This is a genomic window from Sphingobium sp. AP50 (assembly GCF_900109095.1).
Classification (GTDB): Bacteria; Pseudomonadota; Alphaproteobacteria; order Sphingomonadales; family Sphingomonadaceae; genus Sphingobium.
Genome location: NZ_FNYZ01000018.1, coordinates 23,422 through 38,597, shown reverse-complemented (window position 1 = coordinate 38,597; position 15,176 = coordinate 23,422). Strand labels below are relative to the sequence as shown.

At 58.1% G+C, this 15,176-nt stretch carries 10 protein-coding genes and 2 pseudogenes; 4 read left to right on the top strand and 8 right to left on the bottom strand.

Annotation, left to right across the window (positions count from 1 at the left end; genetic code table 11):
* The first annotated feature begins 340 nt into the window (after positions 1-340).
* From BMY84_RS22440 to mobF, 3 genes are read left to right on the top strand one after another with little or no spacing between them, the layout of a single operon-like run.
* Positions 341-667 carry a CopG family transcriptional regulator gene (locus tag BMY84_RS22440; RefSeq protein ID WP_093086740.1) on the top strand — a complete coding sequence of 109 codons (327 nt, stop codon included), beginning with the start codon at positions 341-343 and terminating at the stop codon, positions 665-667.
* Positions 664-2,715: a type IV secretion system DNA-binding domain-containing protein gene (locus BMY84_RS22435; RefSeq protein WP_093086738.1), complete on the top strand. Its 2,052-nt coding sequence runs from the start codon at positions 664-666 to the stop codon at positions 2,713-2,715. Before BMY84_RS22440 ends, BMY84_RS22435 begins: the two co-directional genes overlap by 4 nt.
* Complete coding sequence (mobF, locus tag BMY84_RS22430; RefSeq protein WP_093086736.1) at positions 2,712-5,642, top strand: MobF family relaxase; 2,931 nt, start codon at positions 2,712-2,714, stop codon at positions 5,640-5,642. Before BMY84_RS22435 ends, mobF begins: the two co-directional genes overlap by 4 nt.
* Before the next feature lie 1,038 nt (positions 5,643-6,680).
* On the opposite strand, the gene BMY84_RS29930 is transcribed toward mobF, so the two are convergent.
* Both BMY84_RS29930 and BMY84_RS30770 read right to left on the bottom strand, forming a co-directional pair.
* Positions 6,681-6,854, bottom strand: coding sequence for a DUF6771 family protein (locus BMY84_RS29930; RefSeq protein ID WP_177204129.1), 174 nt, complete (start codon positions 6,852-6,854; stop codon positions 6,681-6,683).
* A 615-nt stretch (positions 6,855-7,469) separates the two neighbouring features.
* A complete protein-coding gene (locus BMY84_RS30770) occupies positions 7,470-7,961 on the bottom strand; it encodes a thioredoxin domain-containing protein (RefSeq protein ID WP_305825972.1) in 492 nt (163 codons plus the stop codon).
* 202 nt (positions 7,962-8,163) lie between these two features.
* On the opposite strand from BMY84_RS30770, the gene BMY84_RS22410 reads away from it, so the two are divergent.
* Complete coding sequence (locus tag BMY84_RS22410; RefSeq protein ID WP_093086732.1) at positions 8,164-8,439, top strand: HU family DNA-binding protein; 276 nt, start codon at positions 8,164-8,166, stop codon at positions 8,437-8,439.
* A gap of 97 nt (positions 8,440-8,536) precedes the next feature.
* On the opposite strand, the gene BMY84_RS22405 is transcribed toward BMY84_RS22410, so the two are convergent.
* From BMY84_RS22405 to BMY84_RS22380, 6 genes and pseudogenes are all read right to left on the bottom strand, one after another.
* Positions 8,537-8,869, bottom strand: coding sequence for a hypothetical protein (locus BMY84_RS22405; protein WP_093086730.1), 333 nt, complete (start codon positions 8,867-8,869; stop codon positions 8,537-8,539).
* Positions 8,866-9,957 (bottom strand): annotated as a pseudogene (locus BMY84_RS22400) (IS5 family transposase). The gene BMY84_RS22405 and the pseudogene BMY84_RS22400 overlap by 4 nt, the downstream one beginning before the upstream one ends.
* A 77-nt stretch (positions 9,958-10,034) precedes the next feature.
* Complete coding sequence (locus BMY84_RS22395) at positions 10,035-11,537, bottom strand: glycoside hydrolase family 3 protein (protein ID WP_177204128.1); 1,503 nt, start codon at positions 11,535-11,537, stop codon at positions 10,035-10,037.
* Positions 11,538-12,138: 601 nt separating this feature from the next.
* Positions 12,139-13,099, bottom strand: a pseudogene (locus BMY84_RS22390) (IS481 family transposase); the annotation flags it as partial.
* A 61-nt stretch (positions 13,100-13,160) separates the two neighbouring features.
* A complete protein-coding gene (gene rhaT / locus BMY84_RS22385; RefSeq protein ID WP_093086727.1) occupies positions 13,161-14,225 on the bottom strand; it encodes an L-rhamnose/proton symporter RhaT in 1,065 nt (354 codons plus the stop codon).
* Complete coding sequence (locus BMY84_RS22380) at positions 14,222-15,124, bottom strand: amidohydrolase family protein (RefSeq protein WP_093086839.1); 903 nt, start codon at positions 15,122-15,124, stop codon at positions 14,222-14,224. The genes rhaT and BMY84_RS22380 overlap by 4 nt, the downstream gene beginning before the upstream one ends.
* Positions 15,125-15,176 lie beyond the last annotated feature (52 nt).

The window sequence follows — 15,176 nt, the reverse complement described above, 5'->3', positions numbered from 1 at the left end:
AGGTCCGCCAAGGCCGTCTGATGGCAGGCGCAGCGGCGGGGCGCTGCGAGGGGCAGACGCACGGCCAAGGCCGAGTGTAATGCACCCTACGCACGGGGTGCTGCGGTGAAATTCGACATAAAATCAATGATCTTTGATTGAATACGGGTGTTTACCAAATTCGAGTATCTGTGGCCCATGGCCCACATGCAGGGATCGACAGGATCATAAATCACAGCAATCTGCCATTTTTGAGTGGAATACATGTATTCCATCCGATGGGTTTGAACCGAAGATCAATCAAGGCTATAAGAGCGGCGCTTCACGACATCCGCAGGGCTCCAGCTATTGGAGCTACTCTGTGGTCAAAGTTAATTTCAGGATCGAGGAGGGGCTCCATGAGCGCCTCATTCGTCGTGCCGCCGCGGCCGACCTTAGCCTCTCGGAGTTTGTCAGGCTGGTTCTGGCGCAGGCTGCTGAACCCAATCGCGGCTATATCTTCTCGTCCAACGATGAGATTCTCGCCACCAGCATCCAGATCCTATCCATCCTCGTCGTCGCTGTAGGGCAACGCTCGCCAGAAGTTCTCGAACAAGGGATGGCCGAAGCCCGTGCTCTGCTTGGTGAGCGCGGCCTACTCGATCCAGAACTGGAGCCTATTTCGGGCACGCGGGCGGCGGGACGATGAGTATTTTCCGCAACGATACGCTGGGCTCCTGGACCCGCGGCGGACAGGCAATCGTGCACAACGTCCGCATGACGACCCAGGTCTTTTTCCAGACAATGTCCGCCTGTCTGGTGCTCTGGATCATGGGTATTCTGTGGTACTGTTTTGAGACACTGACCGCCTATCAGCGATATGTGCTGGTTCAACTGGCGCTCGCGGAATTTCGCAAAGATGCGACACGGGGTGCGGCCGACCCGGTTCAGTTTCAGACGCCCGGCGGTCACAAATATTGGACGACAGCGGATGCCTTGCTGAACTCCGGGGTGGCGCGAAAAACGCTGGAAGCGGGCGAATCTGCGCTCATAACCGGCTCCCTTATAGGGGGGATCGGCGCTGCACTCGCGCTTGGATGGGCCTGGTATTATTTCACGCGAACGGGTCGGGGGCTCGGCTCGAACCAGTTTCTCCGGGGAGCCCGGTTCGGGACCGCCAGATCAATCCGGCAGCTTTTGCGTAGACACCGGAAGGGCAGTTTCACGATCGGCGGCGTTGCAATGCCGCACGCGTTCGAGCCGGAGCATATTGTGCTCTGCGGAGCGCCTGGGACCGGCAAGACCAACATCATCACCACGATGCTAGAGGGTATAAGGAAAAACGGAAAGCGAGCAATCGTGTACGATACCGCCGGCTCTTTCGTGGAGAAATTCTACCGGCCGGGGAAAGATATACTCCTCAATCCCCTAGACGAACGGACCGACCATTGGTCGCCCTGGGTCGATGTCCCTCGAGAGTATCATTATGATCAAATCGCTCAGTCAACAATTCCCGACAAGGCGGGCGATCCGTTTTGGGCGAAGGCTGCGCGCGGAACGCTGGTCGGGGTTCTGCGTAAGCTCGCTAGGCAGAAACACACGTTAGTATCCATCCTGCTCGATCGCCTTCTTCGTTCGGGCCTGAAGGATCTTGTTGCCTTTGCAGAGGGAACCGAGGCTGCTGCTTTCATCAGCATGGAGGGAGACAGGACCTCTGCCGGCATCCAGGCAGAGCTTGCTTCGGTCATGCGCAGCTTTGCCTATCTTGATGACACCACCAACGGATTTTCGATCCGCAGTTGGGTGGAGAACGAGACGGATGACAGCTGGCTTTTCATCACTGTGAAGGCGGATCAGCTTCCATCGCTGCGGCCGCTCATCACAGTCTGGATCGACATCGCCATCGGGGCGATCATGAGCATGAAGCCCGACCCCGAACGGCGACTCTACTGCATTATCGATGAGCTACCAACGCTCCAGCGACTTCCCTCGCTTAGTGACTTTCTCGCACGCGCACGCAAATATGGTGGCTGCGGCATCCTTGGCTTTCAGTCCTATCCCCAGCTTGAAGCCACCTATGGCATTCAGGATGCTGCGGCGATCACTGGCTACTGCTCAACCTGGATAGCGCTGCGCGCCAACGATACGCCAACAGCAAAGCATGTCTCGGAAAATCTAGGTCTGGTAGAGCAGATCGAAGCGAACGAGGGCATGTCCTACGGCGTCAATGATATGCGTGATGGGGTCAACCTCTCGCGCATGCAGGTAACTCGCCCGCTTGTGATGCATACGGAGGTCACGAACCTTCCCAATCTGTCGGGATTCCTACGCTTTGGTCGCGACCTCCCTGTTATCCGCTTCGCTGATCGCTTCAATCCGATCACGAATGTCGTGCCTGCATTCGTCGAGCGCACCAGGTTGCCCATTCGGCTCCCGTTGGCCGATGAAATCATCCAGGACGCCCGTGCCGCGGCAGAAGAACAGGCAGCGCAAAGCGTTCAGGCGCGGGGGCGCAGTCGCTCGAAAACAGCACGCAAAAGTGCATCGCCACCACCACCGACCGCTTCCCGGTCCGATCTACCTACGCCTGAGCTGCCCTTGGGGCAAACCCCGGAGACATCCAATCCGGACCGCAAGCGGGAGAAAGCTGTATCACCCAGTCCATCCATGCTCGGCGCGCGAGCCGGCGCACGAACGGTTCCGCTGTTGCGGCATGGCCGGGTCGACGAGGCTCCGGGAGAGGCTGATCCGGCATGATTCATCCCCGGCGCCTGTCCGGTTCGGCCGGCAACATCGCCCGCTATTACACGGTGGGCGACTATTATACGAAGGGGTCCCAGGAGCACAGCGAATGGGCGGGCAAGGTCGCTGCCGAGCTGGGCCTTGAGGGAACTGTCGATCCTGCCACATTCAAGGAACTGTTGGCGGGTAGGGTTGCCGGACGCCAACTTGGCCGACGGGGCGCCGATGGCACGATCCAGCACCACCCGGGATGGGACTTTGCGGTCAACGCCCCCAAGTCCGTCTCGATCATGGCCTTGGTGGCGCAGGATCAACGCGTGCTCGAAGCGCACGAGCAGGCCGTTGGTGAGGCGATATCCTGGCTGGAAGAACATGCAGCTTATCGCTTTCGGCGACAAGGAGAGATCGTTCACGAGACGACTGGACGGATCATCGCGGCGCGTTTCACTGAACATGCCAGCCGCGAACTCGATCCTCACCTCCATACCCATGTCGTTGTGATGAACATAACTGACCGCGAGGACGGCGCGGCGATGACCAGCATGGAAACCCGGGCGATGTTCGCCGAGCAGATGGTTGCCGGGCAAATATATCGGAATGGGCTTGCCCAAAAGCTGCGTGCCCATGGTTTCAAACTCGAAATCGATCCGCATCGGGGGCTGTTCGAAATCAAGGGTGTGCCCAAGAGCCTTATCGCAGAATGGTCTAAGCGCGCCGAGCAGATTAACGGCCACGCGGAGGAACATGGTCGCAAGGGCCAAGCCGCTCGCGTCGCTTCCTTCTATCAAACCCGCAAGGCCAAACAGAAAACGTCTGTGGAAGGGCTGCAGGAGCGCTGGGACAAAGAGGCGGGGCCCATCCTGGACATGCTTCATGATGTGAAGGCCGCTGCCGACCTGGACGGAGTGATCGACCATGAGGGCAGTCGCGCCGTTGCGGGGCGCGCTGCATTATTTGGTATCCGGAATATGGAAACGCGCGAAGCGGTGAATAGTCGGGGACAGCTGATCCGGTCCGGACTTGCCGTCCATGTGGGAGAAGTGAGCCTCCGCGACGTCCTTCCTTTCGTGAAAGAGCACGAGGAACGGGAAAAGCTTCTTGCCACGCGGACCCAGACCGGAGATGCTATCCTGACGCGCGGGCGCACGAGCCGTGCAACTGCCCGACTTGAGATTACTTTGTCGAAGCACCTAGCCATGGCATTGGACGACACCCGACCTCTGGCATCAACCGATCGCCTACTGTCGGTCCTCGAGGGGGAGGCGCTATCGTCTCAACAAGAGCGGGCGCTTGCCATGCTCGCGACATCCCGCGACCGCCTGATCGGAATCCACGGTGTAGCAGGCTCAGGCAAGTCGACCCTTGTGAGGGCGTTAGTCGCAGCGGCGGATGCAGATGTTCGAGTGCAAGCGCTCGCCCCGACGTCATCAGCCGCAGCTGAGCTTGGGAAGAAGGCGAATATTCCCTCGCAGACAGTCATGAATCTAATTGTCTCGGGCGGACAGAAACTGGACGCTCGCGATCTCCTAGTGGTCGATGAAGCCGGGCAGCTCAGCAATCGACAGGCCCTGCGTCTCCTGGAAGTCAGTCGAGATACGGGTGCCCGAATTCTATTTCTTGGCGACAACAAGCAAACTGGTGCGATCGAACAAGGGAAGGCATTCTGGCTTCTTCAACAGCTCGGACTGCCCAAAGCAGAGCTCGCTGTATCTTTGCGGCAGCGGAACAGTGACAAGATGATGAAGGCGGTCAAGGAGGCACGCCTTGGAGAATATGCACGAGCGATTGGATTCCTGGAAGGGGTCGTGAGCGGGGACCAAGCGAGCAAGCTTGCGACAAAGCTTGTCGATCAATGGATGCATCTGCCCACCGAAACACGCGCAGCAACGAACATTCTTGTTCTCGACAATGCGACCCGGATCACAGTGAACGCCAATGTCCGGCGCGGGCTCCAGAAGGAAGGCGTCATCGGTCTTGACGAAGTGTCGCTGAAAATCCTCGCGCCGGCCGGCATGACGAGTGAGGAGCGCCGAATGGCTCGCCTCTATTATGAAGGCCAGGCCGTCATGTTCAGCCGTGACGTTAATCAGCTTGGGGTTGTCCGGCAGATCGAATACGCGGTCATCGGCCGCAGGCTTGAAGGGAATGGGCGCGAACTTGTCGAGCTGCAGGATCAGCAGGGGCGCATTATCCTATGGGACCCTCGGCGCACGCGCGCCTCCATGGTCAACGTTTTTAACGTACAGGATCGCGGCCTCGCGCTGGGCGACCGAATACAATGGCGCTTGGCGACGAAGAACTTGGGTGTGAAAAATGCCGAGCGAGGCACGGTCGAGCGCCTGGATAGCCACCTAGCCACGATCAGATGGGATCGAACCGGCAAACGACAGGAGGTCGACCTCTCGAGATACAAAACGTGGGATCATGGCTATGCGGAGACCGTATATTCCTCGCAATCGAAAACTTACCCGCGCGTTTTTGTCCTCGCTCCCGTCGACTCTCCCTTGGTGACGGGGCAAAATTTTTACACTGCGATCACCCGTGCCGAATCCAGCGTGACGCTCTGGACCGAGAACCGAGCGGACCTCGTGGAGAAATTGAAGCGCAACTCCGGCCAGAAGACGTCGTCGCTGGAAGGGCTGGATCTCATCAAGCGAAGCGGTACTGATGCACGGCTTAAAAGGGAAGCTACCCGTATCCAGCAAGAACGCGACCTCTTTGAAATGCAGCGGCGTGAGCTGGCCCTTCTGCGCTCCGAGCAAAGAGGCCGTGATCGAGGGCGTGACCGGGAGGGTCTGGCCGGTGCCGGGCTTCGCGCGACGGAAACTCTCACGGCGCTCATTGAAAGCATGCTTCGAAACAACCCGCAGCCGAAGATCTCGCGGCCCAGAGAGCCAGGTCGGACGACTGAGGTACGGTGGAACCGAGGGCGGGATCGATGATTGGGCAGGCTCGTGCAATACTTTTGGTCGGCGGCGTAGCTTGCACTCTGATCGCACAAGCCGAGCCCGTCCATGGCCAGGGGAAGAGCCGGGACGTGCTAGGGGAGGAAAGGGTGATCCGTCAATGCATCCGTCGGGCGGCGTCCGGGCGGCGATGGCTCGATCAAACCCTGTGGGCCTTAAGGAGGAAGGAGGGGGGATGGATCGGCGCCGAAATGAGGAACTCGGACGGCTCCGTCGACCTAGGCCCGATGCAGGTCAACAGCTGGTGGGTGCCTCGCATCTCTCGGCAGATCGGTCGCAATGAAACACAGGTCCGATCCTGGCTCCGACATGATGCCTGCTTCAATGTGGACGCAGCAAGATGGATATTCCTCTCGGCGCTCCATGAAGGGAAAGATTTCTGGCGGGCCATCGGCATGTATCACAGCCCCACTCGCTGGCGACAGATGCAATATGCAAAGGGCATTGCAATGATCATGGCAAGCGACCGTCGGGGCCGCTTTGGGCCTCAACGACAAAAGTACTGACGAGCGGAAGAACGCAGATAATTTTTGCGGATCAATATACTTCCGCCGCAGCGCTTCAATGCGAGCGACCTGAGTGGACGGATAACGTCGAAACGATCGAGGAAAGTTCTGCTCCTCACCGATGGCCGAACCAATCCGGTCGCGAGTTCATCTGGTGTTCCGAACCTGGTAGTCGGCTCCATTTGATCGACAGTTTTGAAAATTGATATCGTCGTCGAGTACCAAAGCGACCATCTCGCCATCTACGATCAGTGCAGCGCCCGTCGCATCAAACCGCCGCCCTAGCGACGAGTCCCGGCGCTGAAGCGCGACTGTGCGGGTTCCGATCGTCACGAACGCGCTTTCCGCGCTAATGTCAGCAAGGAAGGTTCGACCGCCGTCACAATATATGGTCAGCTGCTCGCTGTCCGAAGCACAGGCTGCGTTGGAGCAAGCAACAAGAAGAAGGGCAGGGAGGAAAAGGCGTCTGAACAAGACAGATACTCCACGAGAGGCTCCCATGCGGCTTTTAACCTTCCTGCCCCTGTGGCGTTCCGTGTGACAGCGCATCAACGATCATAGCGGCAAGCGTTTCTTCGGCCCGTCCACGAACATTGAGGTCTTTCGACGACAGGTCGTGGCGAAGCCACTGCGGCGCGCGCGCAATGATACGGGAGATCAGTTCGGAAGTTTCTTGGTCCATGCGGCCCCTATGGGTGGTCGCGTGCAGACAAGCAATCATCAAGGGAATGTCCCAAGGGCTATTGTGATCAAAGCCGAGGACATAAAAATGCCACGCCGGAGCAAGGTCCGCGGTGGGGCCGAAGTTGCAGAGAAGTGCCGCTTGAAAAGGGGAAAGCAATCGTCACGGAATAGTAGGTTCCGATGAATGACAGGTGAAGCCTCTGTTCATGGGCGCTGCAGCTCGGTCTTTTTGGTCAATGCTTGGTGGCGCGGCATCTGATATGAGCGCATGAAGGATGGCAATCGCGGCCTATGAACGACGTTATGGCGCATTGGCTCACCCAGGTACCTGAGGCCCTCGCAGGGCAGGGCATTGCCAGCAAGCTGATTGCTGGCGGATGTTCGGGAGAAGGGGCCCAAGGTCGTGCAACTGTGCGAATTTGTCTCCGACTATTTTGATCGGCATGCAGAGGAGCAGGATCTTCTCGATCTTGACGCTCCAGTTTGATCACAAAGATCCCTCGACCAGCATGACTTGTCAGGTCGATACAACGCCGTGCGGATGGGAAAGACAAGTAACCATGGCCTGGCTTGGATCGAGCGGGCCGACAATCCGGTGCGTAAAGCCCGTCTGTCAAAAGCGGCACCAATCGGCATAGGGCGTATTGCGCGCCAAAGGGCGGTTATAATAAGCTGCGCCGTCGGTCCACCAGACACAGCCACGATCACCAAGGCCGCATTTGGCAATGTCTACCGCCGTATGCACTTCACGCTTGGCTATTGGACCGGATGGCATAGCGACCCGCGATCGCCTGATGCGCCTCGATGTCGGGTTTCTCCAGCCACATGTGGGATCGAGTTGTCCGGCCGCAGCGTTGAACGCGGGGGCCATTTGACCACAGGGGCTACACCAGATCGCCCAAAAATCGGCGAGCAGCGAAATATCGGACCACGATGCATGCGCGTCGAAATTGGCGGTCGTCAGAATGACAGGTTCGCCGGCGAATAGAGGTCGCGGACATCGGCCGCAGGTTCCGCCTGCGGCCAGCCTTTGGCGTGGTAACCGATGAGCCGTTGCGCAGACCGGACATATGACGATCAGGATATCATTGGGCGTCGTAGCCATTTTGGTCTCATCATGCGCCGTTGATGGCATCATCGTAGTTGCCAAAGATTGTATCCTGCTTCGCAAAAGCCAGTATCGCAGGAATGGGCTGGCCGTGCTGGGGATGCACGGAGATCCAGTCTTGGGCGGATCAGGTCTCTTGTGGACGTGGGCTTGCACTCTCGTCTATGTCCGCCGTCCAAACGACACAGGATATATAGCCATGAACAATATGGATCTCGCGGAGAAGATCGCCGGCGACAACGGCCTTTCTAAGGCGGATGCCCGCAAGCTGGTCGACGCGGTCTTCGCTGCGATCGCCGATGCCGCAGCAGCGGGCGAAGAAATTTCCCTGAACGGCTTTGGCAAGTTCAAAGTCAAGGACACGCCGGCTCGAGAAGGCCGCAACCCTTCCACTGGCGCCACTATCCAGATTGCAGCCGCTAAGAAGCTCGGCTTTACGCCCGCCAAGGCGGTTAAGGACAAGCTGAACGGCTAAAGATTTGCCGGGAAGCGTCTGGCCAAGGCGCTTTCCGGCCATCGGCGACTGACAATATAGTTCTATGTTCCAATATGCGGATGTCTTTCGTGTCTCCCTAGCAGGCTGTTGAAGAAGTCCATTTTCGGGCGATGAAGGGAAGCTGGTCGCCATGTTGGTACCGAATTTCGCCATGGAGTGATCCATCGGGCTGGAGTTCAGCGTCTCCATCTCCGCAGACCTCGTCCATCTCGTCACTGCCATCCCAAGAGAAGTCGATACTGGTGGCTTCGGCGGTGCTGGCTTCCCAGATATGCCCGGTGCAGGCGCCGAAGGCGAACTCGCCACCACCCAGTTTCTCGAACAGGATATAGGCTGCCTCGACAAGATCCGGATAGTCAGCCGGGAAACCAGGCATCTCGACTATGCGCCATTTGCCCTCGAGGCTCAAGCCGGTACTCCCAACAGCTTTGGCAGCCGAATCAGATTGTAAGCCGCAGCTGCGAAGGTGAAAGCCCAGTCGACCTTGGCAAGGCCACGTAGCTTGGCTTTGCGCAGGCCTGCTATGGTTTTGATCCAGCCAAATGCTTCCTCGATGCGTTTGCGCGCCCGAATGCTGGCCGCATACCTCGCATGCCGGGTCGTGCGTCCATTGATCGCAGACCGTCGCCTGCTGACATTTTGAGCGACATGTGGTCTGACATTGAGCGTGCGCAGTTCATCGACAAAATCCGCCGCGTCATAGCCGCGATCGGCGCCCAGCGTGATGCCCTGCGGCCGCTCGGCAAAGGGCTCGATCATCTCCAGCGCGGCAAGCCGCTCAGGGTGGCCCGAGACACGAGTGAGCCGGGCATTGAGCAAAAGCCCCGACCGGTTTTCTATAAGCCCATGACCGATAAAGCAGAGTTTTGCCTCCATGCCTGGGCCCTTCTTGTAGAGCATCGCGTCGGGATCGGTGGTGCTTGTATGCGTGTCGTTTGATCGATTCTCGCCCCGAAAGTCGGCAAAGCCGTCTCGGCCGCCGCCATTGCCGCCCTCGCGGTCACCACCATCGTGCGGTCGGAAACTCTTCATCGACGCCCAAGCTTCGATCAGTGTGCCATCGACGCTGAAATGATCACTCGAGAGCAGCCGACGAACGCGCGGGTGATCCAATATCGCGGTCAGAAATTTGGCGGCGATCTCACCAGCCAGCTGTCGGTCGCGGTTCTTGGAAAAGGTCGAGTGATCCCATACTGGCTCATCGACGTCCAGGCCCACGAACCAGCGGAACAACAGATCAAACTCCAGCCTCTCCATCAGTTGCCGCTCCGAGCGAACCGATTAGAAGGCCTGCAGCAGCATCGCGCGAAGCAGTATCTCCGGAGCGATCGATGGGGGCCCCATCCCTGAATAGAGCGCCGCGAAATCCTGCGACAGCGCACCAAGCGCGTCGTCCGCGATCACGCGAATGGTTCGAAGCGGATGGTCAGCCAGTACCCTTGCCTCCAGATTGATATAGGAAAACAATTGCCCCGTACGCCGGTCCGTTCCGCGCATCCCGCAACCTCAGATTACAACCGTCTCAGAGTGAATCACACCTGTACCCGCAAGCCACTGACTTCTTCAACAGCCTGCTAGGAGCATTCGATGCTAACGCGCTCGCGAATACCGTCGAGAACAGATGCGAAATACGGTGGCATTGCAGAATATCCGCCAATCCGCACTTTGTTTGCGTTTGGCCCAATGACCGCAATACTTCCTATCTTCGCCGCGTCTATTGGCAACAATTTATCCGCGTTCTTGAGCAGAATGATCGATTCGTCATCTACTTTTCGGGCAAGAGCGTTATTTGCAGGTGCACCAACTTCAGCTGCCGGTCGCTTGGGGTCTGTGTAAGGATGCTCAAATAAGCCAAGTCGAAACTTCATAGTCAGAACGCGAGAGACTGCGACGTTAATGTCTTCTTCTCGGACTGAACCAGCGCTTATTGCGTCTTTTAACGTCGCGAAGCTGGCAGATGTCGGTGACTCGATGTCGGTGCCCGAATTGAACGCCAGTACACCGGCTGCGGGAAGGTCCTTTGCCACATGATGCGACCGAGCGAGCTGACTTACCGCGAACCAGTCGGAGTCGACAATACCATTGAAACCCCATTCACCACGCAGCACGTCCTTCAACATCCATCTGTTAGCGTGGCTTGGGATGCCGCCATCATTCTCATTATATGAGGGCATCACTGCGCCGACTTTCCCGATCTTAACGGCCTTTTCAAATGGCAGAAAGAAAATGCTTCGCATTGTCCGTTCGCTGAAATCATTGGGCGCTGTATTGGTCCCGCTCTCTGGCTGGCCATGAACAAAGTGCTTTGCAGTCGCCATGACGTGGTTCCGGTCAATTGCCGACCTGTCGGAATCGATACCCTGAAGTCCTTGAACCGCCGCGACACCTAGCTCGCCTACAAGGTACGGATCCTCAGAGTACATTTCTTCTACCCGGCCAAAGCGAGGATCACGCGCAAGATCGAAGACTGGGGCCAGCACCGCCGACATGCCGCCCGCGCGTGCTTCCCGGCCAACGACTTCGAACATTTCGCGGATCAGCTCTCGATCCCAGGTACTACCAAGCCCCACTGCTTGCGGAAAGCTCGTCGCACCAGTCACTACCGCACCGTGCAGCGCCTCCGCCCGAAACATGACTGGTATCTTTAGCCGAGTATTCGTCATAACCCACTGCTGAATAGCGTTTTGCTGCTGAACCCCAGCTACCGCCGATATTGCCGTTCCGGCGAACGACAAATTAGTGTAGACGCCGATCCCGTTTCCTAAGGCGCGTTGAGCCACGGCATCGTTCACTTTCCCGTCCTTGAAAATCCCGAATGACGAAGTTGGGCCTATCGGCATGCTTGGTATCTGGGGTATTGGGCTGCTGCTCTGCAACTGTGCCGTCTTCTCTTCGAGCGTCATGCGAGCCAAGAGGTCCTTGACGCGTTCCTCAATTGGAGCATTAGCCTGCATATAGGTCGGGCGGCTGCCTTCTTTAGATATCCGATTACTCTTTTGTTCAGTTGCCTGGACTGTTACGGCTCCAAGTGCAGCGGCCATGACAACACAAAGAGTTCTCATCAAATTATACTCCATGTTTCCCCGGCCCTTAACGGTATGCGAAGCGCAATTGTCGAAGCACATAGTGCATAGGAACATGAACGGCTCCTCCCCAACCATTATTTTTTGGATTTTTATCATCCATTACGCGATACTCAATACAATTAGGTAGCGAACCTACCCACCGTTAAAGCGATAGACGCAAAGGTAATAGGGAAAATATCCTCGCATCAAGGTTGCCCTCTGGTTGCGCGGACGCGATCGTGGCGGTCGCTGAACATCTCACATTCGTCGCACCAAACGTGATTTACGGCTCCACCAACGCGCCCTGCCGATCACTATCGTCTAAAAGTTCGAGCGGGAACGACCGCCGTTGTAGTATCAGGCAATCATCGTTCCGAGCGGCTACACCGAGACACAGGCGACGGAAGTGCGGCCTTCTCACATGCCAACGGTCACCCTTGCTGGTCCCTACGGCCTCCCAATTTGCTCTTACGTAGATATCTTGTGCCTTTAATGTTTTATGTCACCGGCTCGGCGACATCTTTCAAACCCGCGCTCATGCGCAACAAAGCTGCCCGGCTCTAATCCCGACTGGAGGAAATCCGGGGGTCACGTCAGTAGCGCTTGATTCGCTGTTTGGTAGCGTCACATCATTGGCGTAAATTAGAACGTCATCGACTAGAGTCATAAAATCTTCCGATGCTGTCGGCCTGAACGAGGAGTGGCAAGGGTGCGATAAGGCCGACCCCTTTCTCTAATTTCCCTCACCGTGAGGTGCCGTTCAGCAGGCGCGTTCGGTTCCGGCTGTAGGCGTGATCAAGTAGATGAGTACAATTTCGAGGACATCATGGCCGGCGACGTTGATGCCCACAACGTCGCTGCCGATGCGTCCGTTGAAGCATTGGATCACGGCACAAGTTTGCCGGGTACAGGGTTGAGTAGTCCGGTGAATGACCTCGATTTTCGCACATGTGCGTTCGGAATCGTCAACGGTAAAGCGGTGCTCCCGGTCCTTCAAGACGTGGGGAATGGGACAGGAAAGACCTTTCTGGCAGCCTTGAGGGAGGTGATGGCGTTGCCGACATTTCTGAGTGTCGTAAGCCTCGAGATGGACGAAGCGTGAGCAGTAACCGATGGCGACATCAAGGAAGCGCTTGCGGGTCTAGCCATCCGGATGCGATGCTTGGGCATATATTTGATGTCGACGTGGACAAAGCCCGGGTCAAAGTCCTGGAAGCGCCTCTGTCCTGGCGTGGTATTGGCGTTCGTCGTTTGAGTCCTTCGGCCTAGAGCACACTGCAATACTGTCACAACTGAGATTTGGCAGGCAGCGTCAGCAAATGAAGGTCAGGTCATCCAGAGCAACACCTGTCGTCCTTCGCCCAGCGCAGATGATCGCGCGTTCTTCCTAATTTAGATGCCAGCCTAGGTGAAAAGGCCGACAGAAGCGCCTGTTCTGACGCGTGCGCCATTTGTGGACAGTCTGGTCATTGATGCCGTAGCGTTTCGCTAGGCTCAGTAGAACGCACAATTTCAGCTCTTGCAGGAGGTGTGGTCAGGGCTTGAGGATGTATTTGCGCGATGACGAACCTCATCAGGCAAAACGTCACGCGTGATCCGCATTGGCATTCTTACTGATGTGTCATAACCAGGCCGCTAGGCTGCCAGTTTATTTCCGTATCCAATAATCAAAGTCGCCAAGATGAGAAGCGCGATACCGCTGCACACCATGCGGCGGACGGCAGGGGCGGCATCCTTCCACTCGCGGAAGGCGAAGCCCCAGCAGGTGCCGAAGATGATGATCGAGGCCATGTGGAGCGTCCAGCTGGAAAAGCCGAAGCGGCCCATCTGGCTTTCACCCATGGTGTAGAAGAAGAACTGGAAATACCAAGCGGTCCCCGCCAGCGCGCAGAGCAGGATGTTGGGGAGCAACGCGGGGCGCTGACCCGATGCGTCGCGTGCGCCAAACCACTGGCCCGCCGACCTGTTCTTCACGATCAGCCACGCGCACCAGAGCGCATTGGTGACGAGGCCGCCAAACATGACGATGCACAAGGTCGGCAGGCCGACCCAGAGCGGACCGGTGCCTGCTGCGCGGCTGAGTTCATTGACCTGCTGTCCGGCGGCCAAGCCGAAGGCGAAGCAGGAGGACATGATGCCCGAAAAGATGGCGACCGCGATGCCCTTGTTGAAATCGAATTCGGCGACGGCGGCGGCCTTTTGTTCGGAAGACAGCGCCTCATCCTTGCGCGCGCCTGCCATGGCGACGACGACGATGCCCAGCACCGTAATGGCTAGCCCCAACAGGACGATCTGGCCGTGGAGCGTGCCGGCGATCTCCGTTACGAACGTACCGTCGACGATGGGCGGGATCAGCGTGCCGAACACGGTGCACAGGCCAAGCACCACCGCCATGCCGAGCGACAGGCCCAGATAGCGCATGGTGAGGCCATAAGTGAGGCCACCAAAGCCCCAGAGGATGCCGAAGAAGACGCACCAGCCGATGACGGAAGACGGCACCTGTGCCATGACGCCCATCAGATCGTTGGTCTGGACCGAGGCGAAGAACCAGGGCGCGATGACCCAGGAGAAGATACCGCCGGTCAGCCAGTAAATCTCCCAATTCCAGCGCTTTACGCCACGAAACGGAACATAGAAGCTGGCCGATGCGAGGCCACCCAACCAGTGGAAGAGGACGCCGAGTAGGGGGTTTCCGATCATAGGTCAAGTCCCAGACGATAGAGGCGATTGGCGTTGCCGCCGAACAGGGCGCGGCGATCGCTTTGTGCGAAATCCGCGACGATGGCGTGGTAAGATTCCATGTATTGATCGATCGTGGCGAACAGCTTGTCGGTCGGCGTGTCGCTGGCAAAGGCGCAGCGGTCGGCGCCGAACAGGTCGATAGTTTCGCGGACCAGCGGTGCGATGCTGTCCAGCGTCCAGTCGCGACGGATAAAGCCCATGCCCGACAGCTTGACCGCGACATGGGGCAGGGCGGCAAGCGCCTTCATGCCCCTGCGCCAGTCGTTTAGACCATCTGCGTCGGTTAGGACCGGCATGCCCATGTGATTGAGGATGACCGGAATATCAGGGTGACGCTCTATCAAGGGAGCGAGGCCCGGCATCTGGCCCGGATAGCATTGCAGGTCGAAAGAGAGGCCGTGTCTGGCGAGCAGGGCATAGCCGGCCTGCCATTGCGGGTCGAGCGTCAGGTCGACCGGGCCATAGGTACGCTTCGGTTCGGGATGCCAGTTGACGATATGGCGGATGCCCTTGACGCGGGGATGTGCGGCCTGCGCCGCCAGCAGCGTGTCGATGTCGGGGTCATTGAGCGCGGCGAAGGCGACGAGGCCGGTGGGCAGGCCGTCAATGGCGGCGAGGCCATCGAGCCACTGGGTTTCGCGCAGCGCGCTGTCGGCGGCCGCGCCGGCATCGACATGGACCGCACCCACGACATTCCAGCGGGCCAGGTCGGCGCGATACTGCGCGACGCCATAATCATGGGCGATGGATTCGACGCTGCCATTGGGGCCATCGTCCGAGAATGGCGGGCTGAGCCAGTCGTAGCGGATGTGGTTCAGATCCCACAGATGGATATGGGCATCGACAAAGGGGATCATGGACCTCTCCGGTGAAAGGCGCTGAGGGCGCGACTTCATATTATTGGCCGGA

What these genes read in the sequence shown, in the direction of transcription:
- BMY84_RS29930 (WP_177204129.1), bottom strand. Translation starts at nt 6,854, where the DNA reads ATGGACCAAGAAACTTCCGAACTGATCTCCCGTATCATTGCGCGCGCG.
- rhaT (WP_093086727.1), bottom strand. Translation starts at nt 14,225, where the DNA reads ATGATCGGAAACCCCCTACTCGGCGTCCTCTTCCACTGGTTGGGTGGC.
- BMY84_RS22435 (WP_093086738.1), top strand. Translation starts at nt 664, where the DNA reads ATGAGTATTTTCCGCAACGATACGCTGGGCTCCTGGACCCGCGGCGGA.
- BMY84_RS22395 (WP_177204128.1), bottom strand. Translation starts at nt 11,537, where the DNA reads ATGGAGTATAATTTGATGAGAACTCTTTGTGTTGTCATGGCCGCTGCA.
- BMY84_RS22410 (WP_093086732.1), top strand. Translation starts at nt 8,164, where the DNA reads ATGAACAATATGGATCTCGCGGAGAAGATCGCCGGCGACAACGGCCTT.
- BMY84_RS22380 (WP_093086839.1), bottom strand. Translation starts at nt 15,124, where the DNA reads ATGATCCCCTTTGTCGATGCCCATATCCATCTGTGGGATCTGAACCAC.
- mobF (WP_093086736.1), top strand. Translation starts at nt 2,712, where the DNA reads ATGATTCATCCCCGGCGCCTGTCCGGTTCGGCCGGCAACATCGCCCGC.
- BMY84_RS30770 (WP_305825972.1), bottom strand. Translation starts at nt 7,961, where the DNA reads ATGGCTACGACGCCCAATGATATCCTGATCGTCATATGTCCGGTCTGC.